Below are 24,972 nucleotides of genomic sequence, written 5' to 3'. Positions count from 1 at the left end.
GGCGGCACGGTAGCTGGACACTCCGGGACTCGGCTTCGACACGCCGCCGGCAGGCCGTTGTCTCGACAAGGGAGTGCCCGCCGATGAGCAGTCGGACGAGCTACGTGCACACGGCGTTGGACCTGTTCGCGGAATTCGGCGACCGGGAGGCCATCGTCGGCGACGGTCGGCGGTTGCGCTACAGCGACGTGCGCGCCGAGGTGCGCGGGCTGGCCGCCGCGCTGTCCCGGCACGGCGTACGACCTGGCGACGGGGTGCTGGTCGCGCTCGGCAACCCGGTGGAGGCACCGCTGGTGCAGCTCGCCCTGCACCTGCTGGGCTGCCGCACGATGTGGGTCGCCCCGGTCACGTCACGCCGGGAGGTCGACGAGTTCGCCCGGCTGGCCCGCCCGGACGCCCTGCTCTACGACGCGCGGGACCCGAGCGGCATGGGTCCCGACCTGGCCGCCGGCCTGCCAGGCGTCCCGGTGTTCTGCCTCGGCCCGGGCGATGGGGTCCCGGACCTGCTGGCGTGGTCTGCCGACTCCGAGGTCGATACCGCCGCTGACCTGCCGGACGGGCCGGCTCCGGAGTCGTTTCTCCAGACCTCGGGTACCACCGGCACGCCCAAGCTGGTGCACCACCGGGAGAGCTTCCACGCCCAGATCCTGGCTCTGGCCGCAGACTTCCGCTCCGCCGGGTACCCGCTGCTGCGGCATCTGTCGTACTCGCCGATGTGGCTGGCCAGCGGCCAGATCACCACCCTGTTCAACCTGTTCACCGGTGGGGTGTTGTTCCCGCGTGACGGGTGGGACCCGCAGACGTTCATCCGTACCGTCGACACCGAGCGGATCACCTCCACGTTCGTCACCCCGCCGATGCTCTACGAGGTGCTCGATCACCCGGCCCTGGCCGACGCCGACTTCTCCGCCATGTTCATGTTCAACGTCGGTGCCGGGCCGGCCGCGCCCGCCCGGCTACGCCAGGCGATCGCCCGCTTCGGCCCGGTGCTTCGCATCGTGTACGGGTTGAGCGAGGCCGTCGTCGTGACCGCGCTTCCCGGGCTCACCGAGGATCCGGAGCACCCGGAGCGGCTGTGTTCGGCCGGGAAGCCGTACGGCGACGTGCGGATCGAGATCCGCGCCGAGGACGGCACCGTACTGCCACCCGGCGTCGACGGTGAGGTGTGGGTGCACACCGGCCTCCGCTTCGCCGGCTACCACGGCCAGCCGGACCTGACCGCGCGGACGCTGGTCGACGGCTGGGTACGGACCCACGACATCGGGCACCTCGACACCGACGGCTACCTCTATCTGGTCGACCGGCTCGCCGACCGCATCCTGACCCGACGACGGAGCTGGCCGATCTACTCCCGCCCGATCGAGGACGTGCTCGCCGGGCACCCGCAGGTCCGGGCCGCCGCGGTCATCGGGGTACCCGACGACGTGGCCGGGGAACTGCCGTACGCCTATGTGGTGCCGGTCTCCGGCGGGACGGTGACCGGCGCCGAGCTGATCGACCTGGTGACCACCTCGCTCAGCGACACGTGGGCGCCCGGCGGGGTGGAGTTCGTGGACCGGCTGCCGCTGAACCGATCGGCCAAGGTGGACAAGCGGGCGCTGCGCGCCTGGTACGCGCGGGCGCACCCGTCGACCGTCGAGCACCCGGTGTATTCGATCGAGGACCAGGCGTGACACCTCGGCGGGAGCTCGCCGTCTTGGTCGGCGCGGACCTGCTGTCCAATCTCGGCAGCCGGATCTCGGTGATCGCCCTGCCCTGGCTGGTGCTGGAGACCACCGGCAGCCCGGCGAAGATGGGTCTGGTCGCCGCCGCCGAGATGCTGCCCTACCTGCTGTCCAGCGCGCTGGGTGCCCCACTGGCCGACCGGATCGGTCTCCGCCGTACCTCGATCCTGGCCGACGCGGGCAGCGCCGCACTGATGGTCGCGGTGGCGCTCGCCCCCTGGCTGGGCTTCGGCGCGCTGGTTGCCCTGGTCGCCGTGGTGGGCACGCTGCGGGGGGCCGGCGACCGGGTCAAACAGGTGATGTTCCGGCCGGTGGCGCTGGCAGCGGACGTGCCGCTGATCCGGCTCACCTCCGTGTACGACGGCCTTGGCCGACTCGTCACCGTCCTCGGTGCCGGCCTGGGCGGCCTGCTCATCTGGTGGTTCGGGGTGACCTGGGCGATCCTCATCGACGCGGCCACCTTCGCCGTGTGCGCGGCGCTGGTCGGGCTGTTCGTCCGCTCCCCCACCGCAGGTGGCGGCAACGCACCCGCCGAGCCGCGGGGATACCTGCGAGCCCTCGGTGACGGCGTCCGGCACCTGGGCCGGGACCGGTTGCTGCTGACGATGCTGCTGGTCCTCTCCGCGCTCAACATGGTGGTGAACGCCAGCGTCGTCGTCTACATCCCGCTGTGGATCGTCCAGGTGCTGGGCAGCCCGGCCGGGCTGGGCCTGGTGCTCGGAGTGTTCGCCGCCGGGGCGTTGCTGGGGAATCTGCTCTTCACCGTGTACGGGGCGCGGCTGCGCCGGGACCTGACCTTCGCGGTCGGCGCGATGGTCGGCGGCGCGCCCCGCCTGCTCGTGCTGGCGCTCAGCGACAACCTGCCGCTGGTGCTGGTCGTGACGTTCCTGTCCGGCATCGGTATCGCGGTGGTCAACCCGCTGCTCGGTGTGGCGCTGTACGAACGGGTGCCGGCCGGGTTGCAGACCCGGGTGATCGGGCTCGCCGGGTCCCTGGCCTTCGCGGGGCTGCCGGTCGGCGCGCTGCTCGGCGGCTGGACGGTCACCGCCTTCGGCCTCGTCCCCGCCCTGTTGGCATCGGCGGTGTTCGCCCTGCTGGTGACTCTCGTCCCGCTGGTCACCGCCCTGCACTCGAACCGGGTCCCCGCCGCTGATCCCGACACCGCCGCAGCCCCTGAGCCCGACACCACCTCGGTCCCCCCAGGCTGATCGATCGGTACTGTTCTGACATGCCGTCCACGTTGACCGAAGCGACCGATCCGTGGTGCCTGCGGCCCGGAGAGAGCGCGGCGTTGCTGCGCGACCATCCCTGGCGCCGGTTCGTGGTGTTGGGCGACAGCGTGGCCGAAGGTCTGTGCGAGCCGATGGCGGGGTACCCAACCACACAGTGGGCCGACCGTGTCGGCGAGGAGCTGCGCGCGGTCCGCCCCGAACTGGCGTACCTCAATCTCGGGCTACGCGGCCTACGGGCCCGCGAGGTGCGCGCGACGCAACTGGCCCCGGCGGTGGACTTCCGACCTGACCTCGCGCTGGTGGTGTGCGGCGGCAACGACGCGTTCCGCCCGGCATACGACGCGAACGCGGTCGACGCCGAGCTGACCGCCATGGTCGAGGCACTGCGGGCGGCGGGCGCGGACGTCATCACGGTGGGCATGTTCGACGTCTCGCACAGCCCGGCCGTGCCGGCGACCCTGCGCGCCGGCATCGGTGGGCGCATGCGCCGGCTCGCCGCCCGGACGAAGGCACTGGCCGATCGGCTCGGCACCATCCACGTACACCTGACCGACCATCCGCTCACCGCGGACCCCTCCATGTACAGCAGCGACGGCCGTCATGGCAGCGCCCGCAGCGACGCGGTGGCGACAGCGGAAACCCTCCGCCGCCTCGGCGACCACGTCGATCGCCACAGCACCCAGCGGGCGGTCGTCAGTCGACCAGCAGAAGACCGGAGAGCAGGACACCACGGGCCAGGTTGAGGACCCCGTCGCAACCGGGGAATCCGGTACGGATGCAGGCACCCGCCGGCTCCCGGCCGAACAGGTACGGGGCGATGCTGTACGGGACGTCCGCGGACACCGTCTCACCGGTCTCGATGTTCACGAAATCCAACGGCACGTCGTCAGCCCGCACGTACCGCTGGAGGATGAAACCACCTCGCTCGGCGGCCCGGCGCACGCCGGCACGCCAGACATCGACGTCGCATTCCCTCCCGATCAACACGTCCGCCCCGGCCGAGCCGTCGGCGGGTTTCGCCACCAGGTCCCGTTGCTCGGCGACGGCCCGGTCCAGCAGGTCCACAGTCAGCATCCAGGTCTGCGGCACGTGCCGGTGCACCAGGTCCCGGTCGCCGGCCGGTAGTCCGTCGGCGTCGTCCCAGAGCCACGCGAACGCGGTCTTGTTGGCGATCAGCCACGCGGCGGTGGACAACCACATCGGGACCGTGCCGACGCCCAGTGCCGTTTCCAGAGCGTCGACCCCCGCGCTTGGTGTGACCCGGTTCGGCACAAAAAGGCGGAACACCGCGTCGACCGGCGCGCCTCGCGCGATCAACCGGGATCGGGCGTCCAGCGTCAGCTGCGACACCGGGGCGATGACCAGGTCGAGGCCGAGCGCGGCGGCCCGTTCGACGACCGGTGCCAGTACCCGGATGAACCGCTCCGGGTCGTCCAGTCCCGGATACTCGGCGTCGAAGTCGAGCAGCATCGCCACCCGCGCTCCGGCGGGCAGGGCGAGCCCGTCCCGGATCGCGGCGAACCGCCGGTCCACGGCGGACGGCGCCGCTTCCAGGCGGATCCGGTCGGTGAGACCGTGCCGCCGATAGACCTCGACGAACCGCCGTACGGTGGTGTCCGCGTCGAACGCGCCACCGAGGCTGGAGTCGATGTTGTACTCCACGAAGCGCGGCACCCCGTCGGAGAACAGCACGTCCGGTCGGAACGCCTCCAGCAAGGCCTCCGTCAACGGTTCGTCATCGTCGAGCAGCCGGGTCTCGCCACGCGCGACCCCCAACAGTCGCCGCAGGTCCCCCGCCGTACCGGCGCGCCGCCGACACGCCTCGAAAATCAGCTGCGCCAGCCGATCGCTGACCGCGTTGAGCACGCTGAACGAGGTCTCGTCCATCACCGGAGGCCGGGCCAGCCGCCACCGCTCGTTGTACGTGGCCCGCCCGTCGAAGACCTCCCGCCAGGCCCGCGCCCCGGCGGCCACCATGTCGGCGCGGACGTCATCAGGGAGGTCCAGCCAGGCCCGCGACGCTGCCGGCCAGCGATATTCGACGTCGATCATGTTTATCCGTCCTTCATGACATGTTGGATGGCGGAGCGCAGCTGTTCGCGGCTCGGCCGTACCGCCTGGTCCAATGCAGATGCGAAGGGCAACACCGCACCGTCCGGGCGGGTCACCCGACGCGGAGGCGCCTGTAGCCGCACCCGCTCCACCACGGCGGCGATCACCTCAGCGGCGATTCCACACGAACGGTTGGAATCGTCGACCACCACCAGACGCCCGGTCCGCGACACCGACTCCAGCAGGCCGTCCCAGTCGAACGGGTACAGCGTGCGCGGATCGAACACCTCCGCCGACACCTCGTCGGCGAGCTCCTCGGCGACGGCGAGCGCGTCGTGCACGAGGTGGCCCACCGCCACCACTGTCACATCGTCGCCCGGGCGGTGCACCCGCCCCCGGCCCAGCGGCACCGGTGCCAGTGCGGCGAAATCGACGTCGGCGCGGACCTCCATCGCCCCGGCCGGCGCGAACACCACGACCGGGTCGTCGCAGCGCACCGCCGACACCAGCAGGCCGTACGCGTCGGTCGGGGTCGCCGGCACCACCGTGGTCACCCCCACGTGGGCGAACAGGCTGTACGGGTGGTCGGAGTGCTGACCTGCCCAACCGGGCCGGGAGCCGGAAGCCGGCACCAGGTACGTCACCGGCACCGCGCACTGCGCGCCGGTCATCAACGGGAACTTGTGCGCGTGGTTGACGATCTGCTCGAACACCAGGAACAGCAGCGACGGGATCTGGAACTCGATCACCGGCCGCATCCCGGCCATCGCCGCGCCGGTGGCGAAACTGGTGAACGCCTGTTCCGACAACGGGGTGTCCAGCACCCGGTCCGGCCCGAACCGCTTGAGCAGCCCGGAGGTGACGGTGGACGCGGCGACCCGGATGTCCTCGCCGAGGAGGAACACGTCGTCGTCGCGGGCCAGCTCGTCGGCGAGCGCCCGGGTCAGCGCCCGGCGGTAGGAGAGCTTCGGCATCTAGCCACCTCCCCGGGCGGTCAGCCCGCTGGCGTACAGGTAGGCGAGCGCGTCGGCGGGGTCCGGCTCCGGTCCGGCCAGGGCGAACTCGACCGCCGCGGCGAGCGTCGCCTCGACCTCGGCGTCCACCTCGGATCGGGTGGTGTCGGTCAGCCGGGCTCCGGCGATCTCCACCGGGTCCCGGGACCGGCCCCGGGTCACTTCGTCGGGCGGGCGGTAGTCGAGGCGTACCGCGTGCTCGAAGGTGTGGTGGGCGTCGAAGCGATAGGTGGTGGCCTCGATCAGCTCGGGACCGCCACCGGCGCGCATCCGCGTGACGGCGGCGACCGTGGCGACCCGTACCGCCTCCGGATCCTGACCGTCCACGACGCACGCCGGCATGCCGAACGCGGCGGCCCGGCCGGTGATGGTGCCGGCCACCGCGTGGTCGACCGGCATGGTGGTGGCGTAGCCGTTGTTCTCGCAGACGAACAGCACCGGTACCCGCCACAGCGCGGCCAGGTTGAAGGCCTCCAGCAGCATCCCCTCGTTGACCGCGCCGTCGCCGAAGAAGCTCACCCCGACGGTGTCACCGCCGCGCCGCCTAGCCGCCCACACCGCCCCGGTCATGATCGCCCCGGACGCGCCGACGATCGCGTTCGCGCCGAGCACCCCGACGCCGAAGTCGGCGGCGTGCATCGACCCGCCCCGACCCCGGTTGAGCCCGGTCTCCCGGCCACACAGCTCGGCGAGCATGCCGGCCGGGTCGGCACCCTTGGCGAGCACGTGCCCGTGCCCCCGGTGGGTGCCGGCCACCAGGTCGTCGGCGCGCAACGCGGCACAGACCCCGGCGGCGATCCCCTCCTGTCCGAGGTATGGGTGGATGCCGCCGACGATGTGCCCGGACCGGACCAGGTCGATCGCTCGTTCCTCGAAGCGGCGAATCAGCCGGACGGTCCGGTAGAGCCGGACCGGGTCGGGTTCGGTCACGGCGGGCTGTCGGCGGCTGTCGGGAGACCCCTGGTCGCGACGGCCTTTTCCCGCCTCTCGATGCCCGGATGGCTCCCACCCCAGTCGTACCGTGACACGTCAGCCTCCTCGCTGTGTGCGGTCGCGCCAGATGACCGGGCAGTACTCGGGGTCCGCGTAGTCCGGCCGCCCGTCGGGGGTACGGCGGACCAGCACGTCGTGGTTGTAGGCGGCGACGGTGCCGTCGGACAGCGAGTACTCCCGCCAGGCGTTGTCGCCGTCCTGCAGGTGCAGCGAGATCGCCTGGCGGGGTCGGCCGCTGACGTTCGCGCCGCTGCCGTGGTAGGTCCGGCAGTGGTGGAAGCTCATGTGTCCCTTGGGGATCACCATCGGCACCTTGCGGATCGTCGCGCCGTTGTGGGCCGCGTTCTCCGCCAGCATCTCCTCCAGTTGGTCGCGGTCCCGCTCGGCGAAGTGCCGCACCACGGTGTCGTCCGCGCCGATCTCCCTCCAGCGGTGCGACCCGTCGACCATCGTGATGGTGCCCATCTCCTCGCCGCAGTCGTGCAACGGAATGAAAGCGGTGAGCATGCTCTCCGACGACGACGAGGCCCAGTAGTGCTTGTCGAAATGCCAGGGCACGATGTTCGACGGCTCGCCGGAGATGGGTGGCTTGAGGATCAGCGTGGACTGGAAGATCCGGATCTCGGTGGCCCGCGCGAGCCGGGCGGCGACCGCGCCGATCAGCGGCTTGCGCAGGATCGCGGCGAGTCCGTCGTGCTCGTGATGGACGTAGTCGTTGTGCCGCTGCACGTCGCCCTTGTCCGGCTCCCAGTAGGCTAGCTTGGGCGGGCGTACCGGCAGGCGGCGGTCCCGCTCCCCGGCGTAGTAGCGGTCGGCGGCGGCGGCGAGCGCGTCCACCTCGTCGTCGGTGAGCAGCTTGCGGGACAGGTACCAGCCGTGCTCGGCGTAGAACGCCACCTCGGCGTCGGTGGGCAGCAGCGCCTCTTCCTCGGCGGTCAGCGCCGGCGAGAACTCCATCGTGGTCACCCGGCCACCCCCTGCGATCCGGCCGCCGCGGCCGCCAGTTCCCGTTCCTTGGCCTCGTAGAGCGCCTTGATGTTGCCGCTGCCGAAGGTCCGCGCCCCGCGCCGCTCGATCAGCTCCAGGAACAGCGTCCGGCGTACGTGCATGGACTCGGTGAAGATCTGCAACAGCTGACCGCCGTGGTCCCGGTCGACGAGAACGCCGAGGTCCCGGAGCCGGTCCAGCGGCGCGTCGACCGGACCGACGCGATCTTCCAAAGTGTCGTAGTAGCTGCCGGGGGTGCCGGCGAAGCGCACCCCCCGGCTGCCCAGCGTCTCCACGGCGGTCACGATGTCGTCGGTACGCAGCCCGAGGTGCTGCACCCCGGCACCGGTGTGCCGGTCGAGGAACGCGTCGATCTGTCCCGGTCGCCGGCTCGTGTCCGGCTCCAGCAGCACCAATGTCACCCGCTGCGACGGGCTCTGCACCACCGTCGAGTTCATCGACTGGCCGTCGACCTCGATGCGCTCGGTGAAGATCTCACCGAAGCCGAACACCTCCCGGTACCGACGGACCGTCGCGTCGAGCTGCCCGGGCGGCACGCAGACCGCCAGGTGGTCGATCTCGGCGAGCAGCTTGTCAGCCTCATCGGCCAGCGGCTTGTCGGCCTCGCCAGCGGACGGCAGCGCCTCGATGCCACCCGACAGGAACTCCCGCCGGTCGCCGCGCCGCTGCACCAAGCGGTGAACCACGTCACCGAAGCCCTCCACCTCGGCGGTGACCACCTCGGCGTGCGCGCCGGTGACGGTGGTCGGCGGGGTCACCGGGGTCGCGCCTCGCTCCAACAGTTCGGCGTACGCACCGGCGGCGTCGTCGACCTCGAGAGCCACCACGGCGATGCCGTCACCGTGTCGCTGCACGTACCGCGACGCCGGATGTTCGGCGGTCAGCCCGGAGGTCAGCACCATCCGGATGTCCGCCTGGCCGAGCAGCAACGACCGCTGCCCGGTCAGCCCGGTCTCCGGCCCGCCCTGGCCAAGCAGGCCGAAGCCGACCGCCCGGCAGAAGTAGAACGCGGCCTGTTGAGCGTCCCCCACGTAAAACTCGATGTGGTCTATTCCACGGATGTCCATGTACCAGCCCTTCCTCGGTCCCCGTAGTCGTCGTTGCCGGTGGTGTCGTCATTCGCGGGGGCGGGCGACCCGCCCGATCAGCAGGCTCACGTTCTGGCCGCCGAACCCGAAGGAGTTGGTCAGCGCGTACGGCGTGTCCGTGGGCCGGGGCACGGAGCGGATGTGGTCCGCCGGGCACTGCGGGTCCGGATCGTCCAGGTTGTACGTCGGGGGTAGCAGCCCCCGGCCGAGCGCCAGCGCGGTGGCCGCCGCCTCCAGCACCCCGGACGCGCCGAGCAGGTGCCCGGTGAGTGCCTTCGTCGAACTGACCGGCACCCCGCCGACCCCGAAGACCTGCGCGAGCGCGGTCGTCTCGGCGACGTCGCCCAGCTTGGTGCCGGTGCCGTGCGCGTTGACGTAGCCGACCTGGTCGGGCCGCACACCGCCGCCGGCCAGCGCACGCCGCATCGCCGTGGCCGCGCCGGTGCCGTCCGGACGCGGGGCGGCCGGGTGGTACGCGTCGGTGGTCACCCCGTAGCCGGCCACCTCGGCGTACCCGGTGGCGCCTCGGGCCGCCGCGTGCTCGGCGCGTTCCAGGACCAGCAGCGCCGCGCCCTCGGCGAGCACGAACCCGCCACGGCGACGGTCGAACGGACGGCTCGACGCCGTCGGGTCGTCCCCGCCACGAGCGAGGGCCTTGCCGTTGCCGAAGGCGTCGGCGAAGGTCGGGAACAGCGGCGCCTCGCTGGCACCGCACAGCACCACGTCGGCCTCCCCGGCCCGGATCAGCCGGGCCGCGTCGGCGACCGCCTGGGCACCGGAGGCGCAGGCCGTGCCGACCGACGAGCTGTAGCCGCGGATGCCGTACCGGATCGCGATCCGGGCCGACGGCATGTTCGGCAGGATCCCGGTGAGCAGGTACGGGTTGACGGCGACCCGGCCCCGTTCGGCCCGGGCGAGCACCTGACGTTCCATGGTAGACATTCCGCCCACCCCGCCGACGATCACCGCGATCCGCTCCGGGTCGACGTCCCGGCCCACCTCGATGCCGGCGTCGGCGAGCGCGTCGGCGGCCGTGAGCAGCGCGAGGAGCACGATCCGGTCCAGCACCTTCGTCTCCGGCCCGGACGCGACGCTGCGCGCGTCGACGTCCGGTAGCACCCCGGCGACCTCCAGACAGCCGGCGGCCGGATGGTTCTCCGGCAGCCGGGCCAGTCCGGACTTCCCGGCGCTCAGCGCGTCGAACGTGGCGTCCGCGCCCCGCCCCGCCGGGGTGAACAGGCCCATCCCGGTGATGACGGCGGTCACGACCGGGCCTCGGTGAGGTAGCGCTCCCGCAGCGCCACCTTGCGGACCTTGCCGGTGACGGTGACCGGAATGTCGTCGGGCCGCACCGCCACCACCCGCCGCAGGGTCGCCCCCACGTCCGCGCCGAGGGCCACCCGGACGCGTTCGGTGCGGTCCTCGGTCGCGTCCGCGCCGGCCGCCAGCTCCACCAACACGTCGGTGACCACCGCGTCGCCCTCACGCAGGATGACCACCGTGCAATCGACGATGTCGGGGCAGGAGGCGAGGATCCGTTCCTCGGACAGCGCCGTGTAGAACCGCTTCCCGTCCCCCGCGTCGACCGCGTCGACGGCCCGGTCCACGTGGTAGTAGCGGCCCTCGTCGTCGGCGTACACCAGGTCACCGGTGAGGTACCAGCCACGCTGGCGGAACCGGTACGTGGTCGCCGAGTCGTTCCAGTAGCCCCGGAACAGCGACGGTGAGTCGATGCCGAGCCAGCCCACCTGGCCGGCCGGCACCGGGTCACCGTCCGCGTCGAGGACGGCGACCTTCGTGAACTGGTACGGACGGCCGATGCAACGGCCGTATCGGTCGGTGTCGCTGGTGTGGGTGACGTGGAACATCGAGTGCCCCATCTCGCTGGAGCCGAGCCCGTCGATGAAGACCGAGCCGGGCACCCGGGTGACGCCGGCGCGGGTCACCGTGTCCCGGGAACCCACCGCCACGAGCCGGCGGATGTGCGGCTCGTGCGAACTGTCCCCGGTGTTGAACCACAGCCGCACCGATTCGAGGTCGTAGCCGGTCAGGTCGAACCGGGCCAGTTCCGCCCAGGTGACCGAGAAGCCGAACACGCCGTCGGGCCGCCATCGTTGGATCGCGTCCAGGACCCGCTCCCCGCTCTGGTCGGACAGCAGGAACATCTCCGCGCGGTTGCCAAGCGCCTGGTTGACCATCAGCACGGTGGCGGTGTGCGGGGCCGGCAACGCGTTGAGGATGCGGCTGGTGCCCTGCGCCTGCGGCATGGACAGCAGGTGCCGGGTCGCGGCGAAGAGGCTGGCGTGCGAATGCAGTACCGCCTTCGGCACCCCGGTGGTGCCGGACGTGTGGGTGATGACGATCGGATCGTCCGGATGGTGCCGGTAGTGCTCGGGCGCGGCGGCGGGATCCCCGGTGCCCGCCTCGGCCGGGGTGCCGAGCACCGGCACACCAAGGTCGTGTGCGGCGAGCAGCGCCGTGTGGTCGTCGTCGGCGAGCACGCCGACGCCGCGCAGCCGGCGGATGTACTCCGCCGCGATCTCCGGCCGCAGCCGGCCGTTCATCAGCGCCGGGATCGCGCCGAGCCGGGTGAGCGCGAGGAAGCTCAACACCATGTCCGTGGCGGCGCTCGCCCAGACCGCCACCGGGTCGCGGGGCCGGATCCCGCGTTCGTGCAGCCACGCCGCCCGGGCGGCGACCCGCTCGTCGAGCTGCCCCAGGGTGAGCGGGTACTCGGCGGGGTACCCGTCCACCGGGGTGTCGAAGGTGAGCCCGGGCCCGGCCAGGTCGGCGCCGTGCGCCAGCACCCGGGCCAGTACGTTGCCCGCGCCGATCGACTCGTCGGCGGCCAGCGCCCCACGGAGTCCCTTGATCTTCATCGCGTCTCTCCTCCCCCCACCAGCACCGCGACGGCCCGGACCCGGTCCGGGTCGTCCGCACCGCCGTCGTCGGGTATCTGTTCGATCAGGACCAGCAACGCCGCGTCGGCGTCACCGTCGTACAGCAGCAGATCGGCCTCGGCGAGGCCGTCGTCGCGCGGGTCGCCGGTCGGCGCGAGGCAGAGAACCGGTCCGTCCAGGTTCCAGCGGGCGGCCACGTGCCCGAGCACGCTGTTGGGCACCGATTGAAAGAAATACAGCGGCCCGGGTCGTCCGCCGGCGGCCACCGTGGCGCGGACGTGCGCGGCGCTGGCCCGGTCGCCGTCCGCGCTGACCAGCACGACCGCGACCCGGGCGCCGTCGGGTGCGGGACGCTGCCCGTACGCCCGGGTCAGGCACCGCTCAGCCACCGCCGCGACCAGCGGATTGAAGTCGGAGTGGACGAACCCAGGCAGCGCCGGCGGCGGACCGTCCCCCGGCTCCGGCCACGTCGCCTCCGCGAGCAGCCGCCGCGTGGCGCTGCCGCACCCACCAGCAGTACGGTGTTCGGCGCTCATGCCGCACCGACCAGCAGTGCCGTGTTGGCACCGCCGAAGGCGGCGTTGAGGGTGAGCGCGTACCGGGTCGCGGCGGGCCGGGGCGCGTCGAGAACGACGTCGACCGGGCACTGCGGGTCGGGCCCGAGCCAGCCGGCGTTCACCGGCAGCTTCCCCTCCCGCAGCACCAGCACGGTCACCACCAGCTCCAGCAGGCCGGATGCCTCCAGCGCGTGCCCGTGCAGCGCCTTGGTGGAACTGACCGGCGGCGTCCGCGTTCCGAAGACCGCGCCCAGCGCCGCCGCTTCCGCCGCGTCGCTTCCGCCAGCGCCGGTGGCGTTCGCGTTGACGTAACCCACCGCCTCCGGCGGCAGTCCGGCCCGCCCCAGCGCCGCACGGACCGCGCGGGCCAGGCCGCGCCCGGTCGGGTCCGGCTGGCAGGGATGGAAGGCGTCGCCGGCCCGACCCCAGCCGAGCAGATCGGCCACCGGCAGGCGGGCCAGGCCGGTCCGTTCCACCACCACCGCGACCACCCCGTCGCCGAGCAGCAGTCCGGTCCGCCCCGTGCTGAACGGGCGGACCGCGCCGTCGGCGGCGAGGGCTCGACCGGTGTCGAAGAGCGCGTACTGGTCGGGCTCGACCAGGTAGCCGGCGGCGACCACGGCCCGGTCCAGGTCACCGCGCCCGATCAACGCGGCGGCGGCGGCGACCGCGCTGGTCGCCGAGACGCAGGCGGAGGTGTACACGCGCGTCCCGCCGCCCAGGCCGGTGCGCCCGGCCAATCCGGCGGCCAGTTCCGGCACCCCGACGCCGCCGTGTACGGCCAGCAGCAGCGCCGTCCCGGCCCGCCGGGCGGCGTCGAGGCCGGCGTCGGCGCAGGCGAGGTCGATCGCGGCGGCGAGCTCGTCCGGCAGGTCGTCGACGTCGGGCAGGGTGGCCGCGGCGTCGACCCGGCGAGCGCCCGTGTCGAAGCGACCGACCGGCCCGAAGGCCGGCGTACCGGCGAGCACGCCGGCCGACTGCGCCTCGGTGCCCCGGCCGAGAGCGCTGGTCGCGTGGACACCGGTCAGCTGGACGGTCGCCCGCTCAGCCATCTGCGGGAGCGGTCAGAAAGGTCAGGAAGACCGCCAGTGCGTCGTCGACGGTACGGATGCCGGCGAGCTGGTCGTCGGTGAGGTCGAGCCGCCGGTCGTACCGCTGCTCCACCACGTGCACCAGCCAGGCCAGCTCCATCGAACCGATCCGGTCGGGCACCGCGTCGACGGGCAGCGTGTTCAGCTCGGCGAGCATGGTGACCAGGTCAGCTCGTTCCAGGCGGGGCGGGCCGTCGGTCGGTTCCCGGACGATGTCGGCGTCGCTGGCCATCAGGACTGGTCGCTCGTCGCTGCCGCCACCCGGTCGGCGACCATCGCGGTGAACTCGCCGACCGTCATCATGGCCAGCTTCTCCGACTCGTCGTCGGCGAACGTCACCCCGTACCGGTCCTCGACCCGCACCGCCAGGTCGGCGAGAGCGAGCGACTCCAGGTCCACCCCCGACGATCCGAGGGTGGTGTCGTCGTCGATGTCATCGACGTCGTAGTTCATGTCGGCGAGCTGTTCGACGACGAAGGCGCGGACCTCGGTTCTCATGGCTAGTCTTCTTTCCGTGAGCCAGCTGACGGTGGCCGGTCGGGACACCGTGTACGTGTGGATCGGTCGGGACACCGACGGTCGGTCGGCCCCGACGGAGGCGATGCTGCGACGGGCGGGCGTGACCGTGCTCGGCGCGGCGGCCGATCGAGTCGTGGTGGAGCAGCGACCGGGCGGTCGACCGGCCGTCCGGGTCGGCGAGTCGTCCGGAGCGGACCCTGACGAGCCGTCCGGAGCGGACCCTGACGAGCCGTCCGGAGCGGACCCTGGCCTCGGGGCAGACCCTGCCGCCGGGCCGGTCGAGCTGCCGGTCAGCGTCAGCCGAACGGACGGGTTCGTCGTGGTCGCCGCGCGACCGCGCGGGCCAGTCGGCATCGACGTGGAGCGTCTCCGGCCCGTTCCGGCCCGGGCACTCGCCCGCCGTTGGTACGCCCCGGCGGAAGCCGCCTGGCTGGCCGGCCGGCCGGAGTGCGACCGGGCGGCGGATTTCCTGCGGCTGTGGACCGCGAAGGAAGCCGTCGGCAAGGCCCTCGGTCTCGGGCTGCGCGACGGCGGGCTCCGCCGTGTCATGCCGGCCCTCGACCGTGACGGGGCGCCGCTGCGGCCGGTGCCGGGCCTGCCCACCGTCCGGGTCGGACATCTGCGGGTGGCCGAGGCGCTGGTGCTGGCGGTGGCGGTGGTCGGGGCTGCCGACAGAGTCGACGTCGTCGTCGAGGCGGTGCCGAGCGCGGGTCACGACGTGGCCGCCGTCCGCAACGCGTCGACGGACCGGACCAGCTTGCCGGTGGTGGTACGGGGCAGCTGATCGAGTAGGTGCACGGTCCGTGGGCGTTTGTAGCCGGCGAGCCGCTCGGCGATCAGCTTGTCCAGCACCTCCTCGGACAACGGCCCGTCCGGCTGCACGTACGCGGTGATCCCGGCGTCCCACACCAGGACGGCGGCGGCCACCCCGGGCAGCTCGGCGACGGCGGTCTCCACCTCGGTCAGGTCGACCTTCATACCGCCCACCGACACCTGGGAGTCGAGCCGGCCGAGGATAGTGACCAGGCCGGTGGCCTCGTCGACAGTGCCGGCGTCGCGGGTGTGCAGCCAGCCGTCGGACCACCGGTCCGGATCGACGAGCCCCACGTACGGGGACTCGGGACAGCTGACCTGCAGCTCCCCGTCGACCACACGGACCTCGATGCCCCAAGACGGCATGATCGCGGGTCGGTGCCGCCCGTACAGGTCGGTGCCGATGACGCCGACCTCGGTCATCCCGTACATGTTGCCCAGCGGCACCCCGAACCGGTCGGTGAAGGCTCGGGCGACGGCGGCCGGGACGAGTTCCCCGCCGGTGGTCATCCGCTTGAACTGCGGCAGCGGGCCGGCCGGCCGGGTGGCGGCCAGGAGCCCGATGTGGAACGGCACGCCGAGCACGGTGGCCGGGGCGTCGGAGGCGGCGATGGCGTCGAGTACCGCGTCACCGGTGAGCCGCTGCGGCGGGACCAACTCGACACCGGCGTGCAGACCGTAGAGCAGACCGCCGACCAGGCCGAGCACGTGCACCATCGACGGAAGCAGGATGATCCGCTCGCCCGGCAGCGCCACTCCGTCCATCAGGGTGTACCGGTGCACCTCGGCGACCAGGTCAGCCGCTGTCCGACCGATGACCTTGGACGGACCGGTCGAGCCGGAGCTGAGTTGGATGACCGCGTGCCGGCTGACGGCCGGGCGGTCGGCGTAGGGCGTGACGCCCTCGGTCACGTCCAGGAAGACCCGCAGGGCACCGGCACCGGTACGGACCGGTGCGACGACCACCTGAGGTGTGAGGCGTTCCAAGGCGCGGCCCACCTCGTGGTCGGTGAGCCGGTGGTCGAGCAGGATCGCCTGGGCGCCGGCCCGCCAGGTCGCGAGGAGGTTCACCACGTACGCCAGCGAGGGTGGCATCCGGAGCGCGGCGGCCCCGCCGGGACGTAGTCCCGCCTCGGTCAGCCGCTGCTGCGCGGCGACCACCAGCCGGTGCAGGGTGGTCCGGTCCACCGACTCGGGGAGCCGGAGACACACGTCGGTCGGACGTCCGGCGAACAGAACTTCGTCGACCCATGCGCCGTCTGTCGTCTCAGGATCGCCGGTCGACAGATCAGTGCCCACTGCCGCTCACCACCTCAGCCCAGATGAGGATGAATCAGCCCACAAGGCGGCATTCCCCAGGGTGCTGGCCAAACCTTACGACAGTCCTCAACGGAATCTCTACGTGCAGATGGATAGTTCATGTGGACAATTAGCCGTCTTGCCCCACGCCTATCAAGCAGGCAGGATCGGGCGCGCTCGCCGGCATCGCGACACCACCGGACGGCCCTCACTCTTCCGGCCCACCAGACCTGACCATTCGTCGAAGTCGCGCCGGCCGATCATCCATAGTGCCATCTTGACCTGCACAAACAGGCAGACGGCAACAAATCTCACACCTCGAACATCATCGATTATTTACCGGCGGATGTCGCAACGACCTTTACCCGAGAAGACCCAATGCCGATTCGTCGTTCGGCCGACCGTTGTCCACTCGTCGACACTCGTGGGCAGCGCCCGGTTTCGGAGGTGTGTGCACACTAGACGGGAGTTGGGGCGGATGGTCCGCTGATCGGAAATCGACGCCACCTGAGTCACCGAAAAGTGTCGGCCTCAACGGGCAAGGATTTCATAACGACGACATCAGCGCCGTACCACGCTGTCCTGTTCTGTCCGATCCGCGACCACCCGGAACCACAACCGACAGTCGTACGTCGACGACGTAGGGCGGTTCGGTCCCGGACAATCACCAGGTGAGCAGCGACATGTGGCCGATGGCGTGGACCGGCACCTGGATCGCGCCCGACCGGAAGACAGTCAGGCTCAGCCACGATGGTGAACGCGTTCTCGTCACGGTCTGCCCGGGCCCCGACCAGCCACCGTACGACGGCGCGGAGCTGCCCACCGGTGGCACGGCCCGGACCGAACGGCTCGCGTCGTCCACGCACCGGGACAAGGAAGGCCGCCGCTACCTCGAGGTCGAGGCAGGGGTGGTGGGCATCGGACCCACCTACCAGCTGTACGCGGCCGTGCGGGACGGCACCGAGCTGCGGGCTGCCGGCGACGACGCGGTCGTCGATCAGCTCGTGCTGGTTCCGAACACGATGATGGGTCTGTACGACGATTTCGAAGACGACCTCGGGGTGCCGTGGGCGTACCCGCTGCACCCGCTGCGCTGGCAGGCCGAGTAAATGGTCGGCTCAGTCGAACCACGGACCGCCGACGACCGCCTCCGAACGGTCGGGTAGCCGGGCATCCTGTCCGCCGGCCAGCCGGCGACACAGCTCCATCAGCCGGGCGTGGTCCGGGCCCCGGCCCACGCCGCCCGACTCACCGCCGTCCGGATACCACCGCGCATGCCAACCCGGGCCACGCAGCACCACCATCGGGCCGCCCACGACCTGACCCACCCACATGTCGATCGCGTCGAGCAGGTCGTCCGAGCCGTGGTCGCAGGCGTCGCAGCCGCAGTCCGGCAGCATCCCCACCGATATGTCGGGCCGCCCGACGCTGATGTGCAGCACCGACTGCGTTCCTTCGGCACCGTCGATCGGCGCGTCGCGCTCCAGCAGCAGCAACGGCAGGGTGTCCGGTCGCGCCGAGGTAATCCGTACGCCACGGTCGAACGTACCGAAGTGTCCGTCGGCGTCCAGCGGAGCCGGCGCGAGCGTCTCGACCTCGACTCCGGTCAGCCCGCCGAGCACGTCGGCCCAGACCCGGGCGCGGGCGTACACGATCGCGTACCGGCCGGGATCGGTGACCCGTGAGTACTCCTCCTCCGGCGGTGAGTCCATGCCGACGTGCGGATTCGGCCAGGACGGCAGACCGAGACGGTCGTACGCGGCCGCCACCCGCAACCGCAGCTCGTCCAGGCTTGTCATGGCTACGACCATATGTCGCCGGGGCGCGGCGCTCACCAGTCCACGAGGATCCCGTGCAGGGCCATGGTCAGGAAGCTGATCACAATCGCCGCGAGCAGACCGAGCCCGAAGCCGACGAATCCGGAATCCCGAGGCGGCGTAGCGCCGTCGAGGAGGTTGAGGGGCGCTGCCGCCGTGCCCGTCCACGGCCGGTCGCGCGCCAGCCAGAACACCATCCCGAGCCCGTACGGAACGAGGTAGACCAGCCAGAACCAGTACCACCGCGTACCCCGGACCGGAGCCGGACCGCCGACGATGACGGCGAGGCAGACGACGCCCAGGACGAATCCGACCTGGGTCCCGATTTGACCGACCGAATGGACGCCACCGATCCGCTGCTCCAGACCGGCGGACCGCAGATCCTTGGCGAGACCGGCGGCACCCGGGCCGCTGAAGTTCTCCGCGTCGGCGGTGTCGGTGAGGGTCACCTCGCCGGAGACCTCGGTGTTCGTCCAATACACCCGACCAGCTTCGGTACGCCACACGAACAGCGGGCCGAGGTCGCCGGACGAGCGCAGCGGGGCCGGGCTGAACCACGCACCGTTTCGCGCGCCCCAATTGTCACCCCACTGGTACGCCACCACCCGGCCGGCGGCCACGTCCGCCTTCGCCTGCTCGTAGCTCTGCTGCCGGGGTGTCGTCCACCAGGCGGTCCCCGCCGCAACCAGCCACAGCATGACCAAGGCGAGCCGCAGTACGTCCCACCACCGCCACCTGGTCAGGGGCACCGTGCCGCGTAGACGGTCGCCCATGGACGCATTCTCGCAGCGCCGCTCCAGCAACCGCTGACCTCGTCGAGGAGCATTCAGACGTTGCGTACCCTGCCTTGGGCGGCGCGGACTTGGACGAGTGGAGGAGGCGGGTCCTGTGAGCGAGCCGGACTTCGACCGGATGACCAAGGACGAGGTCATCACCTGGTTTCAGATCACCGACAGCCTGGCACCGGTCATCAGGTCCATGAACCCCGCGCCAGCGACCGGCCCAGCGCCGGAAGCGCCGATGATGCTGGTGAGCATCCGGCTGCCCGTCGCGCTCGTCGAGCAACTCGACCGCATCGCCGAATCGACGACCCGCCGGTCCGACGTCATCCGCGACGCCCTGACCGGGTACGTGGCCGCCCGCACCGCACCCGTCGGCCGGCACGAGGCCGAGCAGGCCCTCGACGTGCTCCGCCGCATCGTCACCGCACACACCAGCGCGAAGGCCACGCCGACGCGGCCTGACCGCACACACCGCAGTACTGGCTATGCGCACTGGACCGGCTGACCCCGATGGCATTTCGTGTGATCGATCGCTGGCTTCAGCCGACACGCGACCGCTGGTATTGCGTCAGGACCACGCACGCCAGCACGCCCAGCGCCGTCGCGATCGAGGCGGCGCTGACTGTCTCGCCGAGCAACGCGGCGGACCAGAGCAGGGTAAGCACCGGCTGGGCGAGCTGGACCTGACCGACGCGGGCGACGCCGCCCCTGGCCAGCCCGGCGTACCAGGCGAAGAAGCCCAGGAACATCGAGACCACGGTGAGGTAGCCGAACGCCGACCAGGTGACGGCGTCGGCACGCGGCGGCCGGGCCACGGCGACGACCAACGCTACGACCACCGTGGCCGGCAGTGACAGCAGCAGCGCCCAACAGATCGTCCGGGCACCACCGAGTTCGCGGGCGAGCGCGCCGCCCTCGGCGTACCCGAGACCACAGAGGACGACCGCGACGAGCAGGAACAGGTCGGCGGCGGTCAGCGCACCGCGCACCGCGCCGCCGGCGGCGAGGAAGCCGAGCACCGCGACCAGCCCGCCGCCAGCGGCGGCCCAGAACAGCGGAGGTGGGCGCTCACCAGCCCGTACCACCGCGAACACGGCGGTGATGGCGGGCAGTACGGCGATCACGACCGTGCCGTGCGCCGACGAGTGGGTGGTCAACGCCAGCGAGGTGAACAGCGGGAACCCGACGACGACACCGACGGCGACGACTGACAGCCGCCGCCACTGGCTGCGGGTGGGTCGCGGTGCGCGGGTGAACCAGAGGTACGCCCAGGCGAGCAGCGCCGCGCCGACGGCTCGGCCGAAGGCGACGAACCACGGGTCGAGGTGTTGCACGGCGACCCTGGTGGCGGGTAGCGACATGCTGAACGCGAGGACGCCCAGCGCGCCGAGGGCGAGTCCGGTTAGCCGGTCCGCTGTTACCGGTCGGACAGCAGTAACGCTACTCTTGTCTTTCATGAATGACGGTAACGCGGCCGACCGCGTTATCCAAGATCTGCTCCGGCTGGTGGCCGCCGCAACCCCCGGGACGCGGCTGCCCTCGGTACGCGAGTTGACCGCTCGACACACCGCCTCGCCGGTGACCGTCGCCGAGGCGGTCCGGCGGCTGGTAGCACGTGGGCTGATCGAGGCGCGGCCTGGAAAAGGCACCTACGTCGCTGCCCGGCCCGACGATCGATACACCCCCGGCCAGGGGGCGGATCTGTCGTGGCAGACGGTGGCGCTCGGCGCACGCCGGCCAGGTGAGGACGAGATGCAGGCGCTACTGGCGTTGCCGAGGCCGGGCGCGATCGCGTTGACCGGCGGCTACCTGGATCCGGAGCTACAGCCGATGGCGGCGCTCGGCGCGGCGCTCGCCCGCGCCGCCCGCCAGCCCGCCACCTGGCAGCGTGGTCCGGTCGAAGGGCGGGAAGACCTGCGTGCCTGGTTCGCCTGGGCGGCCGGAGCCCAGCTGCGCACCGACGACATGATCATTTGTTCAGGCGGGCAGGCCGCTCTCTCCACCGCGTTGCGGGCGCTCGCCGCGCCCGGTGACACGCTGCTCGTCGAGTCTCCGACGTACCTCGGAGCGCTGGCCGCCGCCCGCGCGAACGGGCTGCGGGTGGTGCCGGTGCCGGCCGACCCCGATGGCGTACGCCCGGATCAGCTCGCCGCCGCGTTCGCCCGGACCGGCGCGCGGCTGTTCTACTGCCAGCCGCTGCACGCGAACCCGACCGGGGCGACGCTGGCGGCGCACCGCCGGGCGGCGGTCATGGCGGCGGTACGCGACGCCGGGGCGTTTCTGATCGAGGACGACTACGCCCGCGACCTCACCATCGACGGCGAAGCTCCGCCGCCACTGGCCGCCGACGACATCGACGGGCACGTGGTCTATCTGCGCTCGCTGACCAAGTCCGCAGCTCCCGGCCTGCGGGTGGCGGCGTTGGGCGCGCGCGGCCCGGCCGGTGCCCGGCTTCGGGCCGCCCGACTACTCGACGACTTCTTCGTCGCTGGGCCGCTACAACAGGCCACCCTGGAGTTGGTCACCGCCCCGGCCTGGCCACGACATCTACGTACGCTGCGAACCGCTCTTCGCGCCAGGCGAGACGCGCTGCTGACCGCGCTGCGCCGGCACCTGCCCGAACTCGTCTCCACCACTGTGCCGCGGGGCGGACTACACCTGTGGGTGACACTGCCCGACGGCACCGACGACGTCGCCCTCACCGCAGCAGCCGCCGCCGAAGGCGTGGTCGTCTTCCCTGGTCGTCCTTGGTACGCGGCCGAACCACCGGCCCCACACCTACGCCTGACCTACGCCGCCGCCCCGGCCGACCAGATGGACGAGGCCGTCCGCCGCCTCGCCACCGCAACCCGGTGATCAACCGACGGCTCCGCACCGCGTCCGGTACGGGGCCGTCGCCAAGATGGTCGGGTCCGCGGGCCTTGGCCAGCTCGACGAACGCCGACCACGCGGCCGAGCCGAAGGCAGCGTGCCACCGTCGCGATCCTTGGTGTCCCGGACGAACACGCGCCCAGAAAGGTTGTCGGCGACCTCGACGCAGTTGCCGGTGTCGCTCTTGCTGGACTTGCGCCAGCGCACGCTGTTCAGGTCCATCTCCCACCCATGCTTGCGGTCAGGTCAAGGCTCTGCCGGCACTACCCTCAGCTGCAGAGTGGATTGAACAAACAACCAACGGCCCAGGACCACACCAGGTACGGAGCCGTCGGCAGTTGGCCGCTGCGCCAGCGAGACCAAGTGCTCCATCTGCGACGCCATCACCGCTGGCTCACCCCGGCGTAGTGCCAGCTCATCTGCCGTCGCACGTCGATCCAAATCAACGAGCAGCGGCAAGGGGTCACTTGCTGGGCAGGATGGGCAACGGCCGGACTCGCAGCCAGTCCTCACCAACCACCACGACCGCTCCGCTGGCCAGGTCGTCGGCGATCGCGTCGAGGTTCGCCACCAGAATCGCGACGATCTGTGCAGCCCGACGCCCGCTGATCCGGCGCACCAGCAACACGGACGGTTCATCAGCCCCGGAAGATGCCAACAGAGTGCCGAAGTCAGTATCTGCGGAGATCAGCACCCGCTGTTCCTGACGCGCCCGCTCCAGTACGACCTCATCCGGCGCCGCAGCCAAGCCGTAGTCCCTGACGTGCTCGGCATCGTGTCCGTGAGAGCGTAGATCCATCGCCACCGTCGGCGACAGGTTGTTGTCGACCAGGAACCTCATGCGGCGTGATGCAACGGGAGTTCCCGTTCCCGGACAGCCTCGGCCGCGAAGCGCAGTGCCTCCCAGACGTCATCAACGGCCAGGTCCGGCAGCTCTGACACGATCTCGTCCGCGTTCATGCCGTCCGCGACCATCGCCACCACCGTCGCGACCGGGATGCGCAGCCCCCGGATGCACGGCGCCCCACCCATCTGGGCAGGGTTGACGGTGATCCGCTCGAAGTTCATGACGGCATCGTAACCCGTGGTGGCCCAACCGGCCCCCAGCCGGTCGGTGCGCCATCGGGCCGTTCGCTCCCCGCTGCGAGTCATTGAGCTGGTCTGCTGTAGCGGCTTGCGGCGAGGTTGGCCCGAGCTGCGACGGCTGGTTCGGGAACAGGTGATCATGTTGGAGCGCCTGCCGGCGAGCCAACGATCGATCCGTGTTATCGAGCTCGATGGCGGCTCTGGTCTCACCCCGTCCGTTTCGGCGACAGGTGGGCGCGTTCGCCTTGGGCGCCAAAGAGGGTGAGCGTCTCCGCTGGTTGGGCGTCGGCGCTGCCGATCCAGTGGGGCGTACGGGTATCGAACTCGGCGGCCTCACCGGGGCCGAGCTGGAACTCCTGGTCGCCGAGGATGAACCGGATCCGCCCGTTGAGTACGTAGAACCATTCGTACCCGTCATGGGTCTGCAGCTTCATCGTGGGTGACCGGCCCGCCGGTGGGTAGATCACCTTGTAGGCCTGGACGCCGCCGGCCCGTCGGGTCAGCGGCACGATCGTCAGCCCGGAGCGCCGGACGGGCCGCAGGTGGATGCGCGGGTCGCCGGTGGGTGGGGCGGCGACCAGGTCGTCGAGCGGTACGCCGTGTGCCCGCGCCAACGGCAGCAGCTGCTCCAGTGTCGGGCGGAGTTTGCCGTTTTCCAGGCGGGACAGCGTGCTCGGGGTCAGACCGGTCTCTTCGGCCAGGCCGGCCAGGGTGACGCCACGTGCCCGGCGTAGGGCACGCAGCCGTGGCCCGACCCCGGCGAGGACGTCCGCTGCGGTGACACTCATGGCACCCATGATGCGGATCGGCAATTTTTCTTGCAACTGTCGGGCGGTGGTCAGGATGCTGTTCGTCGAAGGAGGAAACCGATGAATGGATGGCAGGGCCCGCCGCTGGGCACCGACCCCGAGTTGTTCTGGGAGGGGCTGCACGGCAGCGTGGCCGCCTCGGACCGGCCGGCCAACCCGATGCTCGTCGAGACCGCCGAGGCGCTGACGCCCGGCACCGCCCTGGACCTGGGCTGCGGCCCCGGCGGCGACACCCTCTGGCTGGCCCGGCGCGGCTGGCGGGTCACCGCCGTGGACATCTCCGCCACGGCCGTCGCCCGCGTCGCGGCAAAGGCCGACGCGCTCGGTCTCGGCGACCAGGTCACCGCTGAACGGCACGATCTGGCGCGCAGCTTCCCCGCCGGGACGTTCGACCTGGTCAACGCGCAGTATTTCCACACCCCGTTCGCGTTGGACCGCAGCCGGGTGCTGCGTACCGCCGCGTTGGCGCTGCGGCCCGGCGGCCGGCTGCTGATCGTCGACCACGGCTCCGCCGCCCCCTGGTCGTGGAACCAGGACCCGGACGCCCGCTTCCCCACCCCGGACGAGGTGGCCGCCGGACTCGATCTCGACCCCGGTCAGTGGCAGGTGCTGCGTGCGGACATGCCGCAGCGGCGGGCGACCGGGCCGGATGGCCAGACCGCGACGGTCACCGACAACGTGCTGATCGTGTGGCGCGCCGGCGAGATCGGCTGATGCCGGGAACGGAGCGGCCGGCGCCAGAAACGGATCGGCCGACGCCTCGGCGCCACGGCGCAGGCGCAAGGACACCGGGCCGGCGTGGACCGCTCCCGGTGAGAAGGCCACCCTGCAGGGATTTCTCGACTACCTGCGGGACTCGATCGCCGGCAAGGCCGCGGGCACGCCGGATCCGCAGGTCCGTACCGCCGGGGTGCCGTCCGGCACCAGTCTGCTGGGGCTGATCAAACATCTGGCCCACGTCGAACGGTTCTACTCCCTCGGTGAGCCGATCGCCGACCTGCGCGCCGCCCTGCGGCCGGGTCCCGAGGAGACGGTAGAGGGCCTGTTGGCCGACTACCGGGAGACGATCGCGCGGGCCAACCAGGTCGTCGACGGCTGGACCGATCTTGCCGGTCCCGCGCCCCGGCCACCGGGGCGCGGCCTGCCGCCGACCCGGCGCTGGGTGATGGTGCATCATGATCGAGGAGACCGCGCGGCACGCCGGCCACGCCGACATCCTGCGCGAGCAGATCGACGGTTCCACCGGTCGTTGACCAATAATCAGCGGCTATACCGGTAGATTCCGCGATTTGTACGAGCCCGATGCGGTGTGTTCGTT

26 protein-coding genes and 3 pseudogenes are annotated in these 24,972 nt (G+C 71.5%); 10 read left to right on the top strand and 19 right to left on the bottom strand.

The genetic code is table 11. From position 1 onward, the window contains the following. Positions 1–83: 83 nt before the first annotated feature. The 3 genes from O7632_RS11010 to O7632_RS11000 are packed head-to-tail and all read left to right on the top strand — an operon-like array spanning position 84 to position 3,699. Complete coding sequence (locus O7632_RS11010) at positions 84–1,673, top strand: AMP-binding protein (RefSeq protein ID WP_278113715.1); 1,590 nt, start codon at positions 84–86, stop codon at positions 1,671–1,673. Then, positions 1,670–2,932: an MFS transporter gene (locus O7632_RS11005; RefSeq protein ID WP_278113713.1), complete on the top strand. Its 1,263-nt coding sequence runs from the start codon at positions 1,670–1,672 to the stop codon at positions 2,930–2,932. The genes O7632_RS11010 and O7632_RS11005 overlap by 4 nt, the downstream gene beginning before the upstream one ends. Positions 2,933–2,952: 20 nt before the next feature. Then, positions 2,953–3,699 carry an SGNH/GDSL hydrolase family protein gene (locus O7632_RS11000; RefSeq protein ID WP_278113711.1) on the top strand — a complete coding sequence of 249 codons (747 nt, stop codon included), beginning with the start codon at positions 2,953–2,955 and terminating at the stop codon, positions 3,697–3,699. Here the strand turns inward: O7632_RS11000 and O7632_RS10995 are convergent. The 11 genes from O7632_RS10995 to O7632_RS10945 form a co-directional block, all read right to left on the bottom strand. After that, on the bottom strand, positions 3,650–5,008 hold the full coding sequence (locus O7632_RS10995; RefSeq protein WP_278113709.1) for a hypothetical protein: 1,359 nt from the start codon (positions 5,006–5,008) through the stop codon (positions 3,650–3,652). The genes O7632_RS11000 and O7632_RS10995 overlap by 50 nt on opposite strands. A 2-nt stretch (positions 5,009–5,010) precedes the next feature. Beyond that, positions 5,011–5,982 (bottom strand): transketolase C-terminal domain-containing protein, encoded by a 972-nt coding sequence (locus O7632_RS10990; RefSeq protein WP_278113707.1) that lies wholly within the window; start codon positions 5,980–5,982, stop codon positions 5,011–5,013. Then, the gene (locus O7632_RS10985) at positions 5,983–6,951 is read right to left on the bottom strand and encodes a thiamine pyrophosphate-dependent dehydrogenase E1 component subunit alpha (RefSeq protein WP_278113705.1); all 969 of its coding nucleotides are present in this window, start codon (positions 6,949–6,951) and stop codon (positions 5,983–5,985) included. 99 nt (positions 6,952–7,050) lie between these two features. Then, positions 7,051–7,980 carry a phytanoyl-CoA dioxygenase family protein gene (locus tag O7632_RS10980; RefSeq protein ID WP_278113703.1) on the bottom strand — a complete coding sequence of 310 codons (930 nt, stop codon included), beginning with the start codon at positions 7,978–7,980 and terminating at the stop codon, positions 7,051–7,053. Beyond that, positions 7,977–9,089, bottom strand: coding sequence for a 4-hydroxyphenylpyruvate dioxygenase (gene hppD, locus O7632_RS10975; RefSeq protein WP_278113701.1), 1,113 nt, complete (start codon positions 9,087–9,089; stop codon positions 7,977–7,979). Before hppD ends, O7632_RS10980 begins: the two co-directional genes overlap by 4 nt. 48 nt (positions 9,090–9,137) lie before the next feature. Then, entirely contained in the window at positions 9,138–10,376 is a 1,239-nt protein-coding gene (locus O7632_RS10970; protein ID WP_278113699.1) for a beta-ketoacyl-[acyl-carrier-protein] synthase family protein, read from the bottom strand. Continuing rightward, positions 10,373–11,989 (bottom strand): class I adenylate-forming enzyme family protein, encoded by a 1,617-nt coding sequence (locus O7632_RS10965; protein WP_278113697.1) that lies wholly within the window; start codon positions 11,987–11,989, stop codon positions 10,373–10,375. Before O7632_RS10965 ends, O7632_RS10970 begins: the two co-directional genes overlap by 4 nt. Further along, positions 11,986–12,546: a beta-ketoacyl synthase chain length factor gene (locus O7632_RS10960; RefSeq protein WP_278113695.1), complete on the bottom strand. Its 561-nt coding sequence runs from the start codon at positions 12,544–12,546 to the stop codon at positions 11,986–11,988. Before O7632_RS10960 ends, O7632_RS10965 begins: the two co-directional genes overlap by 4 nt. Further along, complete coding sequence (locus O7632_RS10955; RefSeq protein ID WP_278113692.1) at positions 12,543–13,619, bottom strand: beta-ketoacyl synthase N-terminal-like domain-containing protein; 1,077 nt, start codon at positions 13,617–13,619, stop codon at positions 12,543–12,545. Before O7632_RS10955 ends, O7632_RS10960 begins: the two co-directional genes overlap by 4 nt. After that, on the bottom strand, positions 13,612–13,890 hold the full coding sequence (locus O7632_RS10950; protein ID WP_278113690.1) for an acyl carrier protein: 279 nt from the start codon (positions 13,888–13,890) through the stop codon (positions 13,612–13,614). The genes O7632_RS10955 and O7632_RS10950 overlap by 8 nt, the downstream gene beginning before the upstream one ends. Next, entirely contained in the window at positions 13,890–14,156 is a 267-nt protein-coding gene (locus tag O7632_RS10945) for a phosphopantetheine-binding protein (RefSeq protein ID WP_278113688.1), read from the bottom strand. The genes O7632_RS10950 and O7632_RS10945 overlap by 1 nt, the downstream gene beginning before the upstream one ends. Positions 14,157–14,259: 103 nt before the next feature. Between O7632_RS10945 and O7632_RS10940 the strand changes: the two genes are divergently transcribed. Further along, a complete protein-coding gene (locus O7632_RS10940; RefSeq protein ID WP_278119971.1) occupies positions 14,260–14,961 on the top strand; it encodes a 4'-phosphopantetheinyl transferase superfamily protein in 702 nt (233 codons plus the stop codon). Here O7632_RS10940 and O7632_RS10935 read toward each other — a convergent pair. Then, positions 14,889–16,289 carry a class I adenylate-forming enzyme family protein gene (locus O7632_RS10935; RefSeq protein WP_278113685.1) on the bottom strand — a complete coding sequence of 467 codons (1,401 nt, stop codon included), beginning with the start codon at positions 16,287–16,289 and terminating at the stop codon, positions 14,889–14,891. The genes O7632_RS10940 and O7632_RS10935 overlap by 73 nt on opposite strands. Positions 16,290–16,960: 671 nt before the next feature. Here O7632_RS10935 and O7632_RS10930 point away from each other — a divergent pair. Further along, entirely contained in the window at positions 16,961–17,398 is a 438-nt protein-coding gene (locus O7632_RS10930; RefSeq protein ID WP_278113683.1) for a hypothetical protein, read from the top strand. Positions 17,399–17,407: 9 nt separating this feature from the next. Here O7632_RS10930 and O7632_RS10925 read toward each other — a convergent pair whose 3' ends face one another. After that, entirely contained in the window at positions 17,408–18,088 is a 681-nt protein-coding gene (locus tag O7632_RS10925) for a DUF6226 family protein (protein WP_278113681.1), read from the bottom strand. A gap of 32 nt (positions 18,089–18,120) precedes the next feature. After that, positions 18,121–18,879, bottom strand: coding sequence for a hypothetical protein (locus O7632_RS10920; RefSeq protein ID WP_278113680.1), 759 nt, complete (start codon positions 18,877–18,879; stop codon positions 18,121–18,123). 115 nt (positions 18,880–18,994) lie between these two features. Between O7632_RS10920 and O7632_RS10915 the strand changes: the two genes are divergently transcribed. Continuing rightward, the gene (locus O7632_RS10915) at positions 18,995–19,393 is read left to right on the top strand and encodes a ribbon-helix-helix domain-containing protein (RefSeq protein WP_278113678.1); all 399 of its coding nucleotides are present in this window, start codon (positions 18,995–18,997) and stop codon (positions 19,391–19,393) included. Positions 19,394–19,427: 34 nt separating this feature from the next. On the opposite strand, the gene O7632_RS10910 is transcribed toward O7632_RS10915, so the two are convergent. Further along, positions 19,428–20,345 (bottom strand): DMT family transporter, encoded by a 918-nt coding sequence (locus O7632_RS10910; RefSeq protein ID WP_278113676.1) that lies wholly within the window; start codon positions 20,343–20,345, stop codon positions 19,428–19,430. Between O7632_RS10910 and O7632_RS10905 the strand changes: the two genes are divergently transcribed. Further along, positions 20,344–21,744: a PLP-dependent aminotransferase family protein gene (locus O7632_RS10905; RefSeq protein ID WP_278113675.1), complete on the top strand. Its 1,401-nt coding sequence runs from the start codon at positions 20,344–20,346 to the stop codon at positions 21,742–21,744. The genes O7632_RS10910 and O7632_RS10905 overlap by 2 nt on opposite strands. A gap of 64 nt (positions 21,745–21,808) precedes the next feature. Here O7632_RS10905 and O7632_RS10900 read toward each other — a convergent pair. The 4 genes and pseudogenes from O7632_RS10900 to O7632_RS10885 form a co-directional block, all read right to left on the bottom strand. Continuing rightward, positions 21,809–21,981, bottom strand: a pseudogene (locus tag O7632_RS10900) (DUF397 domain-containing protein); the annotation flags it as partial. A 241-nt stretch (positions 21,982–22,222) separates the two neighbouring features. After that, positions 22,223–22,600 carry a DUF5615 family PIN-like protein gene (locus O7632_RS10895; RefSeq protein WP_278113673.1) on the bottom strand — a complete coding sequence of 126 codons (378 nt, stop codon included), beginning with the start codon at positions 22,598–22,600 and terminating at the stop codon, positions 22,223–22,225. Continuing rightward, positions 22,597–22,827, bottom strand: coding sequence for a DUF433 domain-containing protein (locus tag O7632_RS10890; RefSeq protein ID WP_278113671.1), 231 nt, complete (start codon positions 22,825–22,827; stop codon positions 22,597–22,599). Before O7632_RS10890 ends, O7632_RS10895 begins: the two co-directional genes overlap by 4 nt. 224 nt (positions 22,828–23,051) lie before the next feature. Then, a complete protein-coding gene (locus tag O7632_RS10885; protein WP_278113670.1) occupies positions 23,052–23,633 on the bottom strand; it encodes an XRE family transcriptional regulator in 582 nt (193 codons plus the stop codon). Between the two features lie 81 nt (positions 23,634–23,714). Between O7632_RS10885 and O7632_RS10880 the strand changes: the two genes are divergently transcribed. The 3 genes and pseudogenes from O7632_RS10880 to O7632_RS32210 all read left to right on the top strand — a co-directional run. Then, positions 23,715–24,368 carry a class I SAM-dependent methyltransferase gene (locus O7632_RS10880; RefSeq protein WP_278113669.1) on the top strand — a complete coding sequence of 218 codons (654 nt, stop codon included), beginning with the start codon at positions 23,715–23,717 and terminating at the stop codon, positions 24,366–24,368. 112 nt (positions 24,369–24,480) lie between these two features. Continuing rightward, positions 24,481–24,771: pseudogene (locus O7632_RS32215) on the top strand (DUF664 domain-containing protein); the annotation flags it as partial. Between the two features lie 33 nt (positions 24,772–24,804). Beyond that, positions 24,805–24,907 (top strand): annotated as a pseudogene (locus O7632_RS32210) (DUF664 domain-containing protein); the annotation flags it as partial. Positions 24,908–24,972 lie beyond the last annotated feature (65 nt).

The sequence above is a fragment of the Solwaraspora sp. WMMD406 genome (assembly GCF_029626025.1).
Lineage (GTDB): Bacteria > Actinomycetota > Actinomycetes > Mycobacteriales > Micromonosporaceae > Micromonospora_E.
This window is presented reverse-complemented; position numbering and strand designations above follow the sequence as displayed.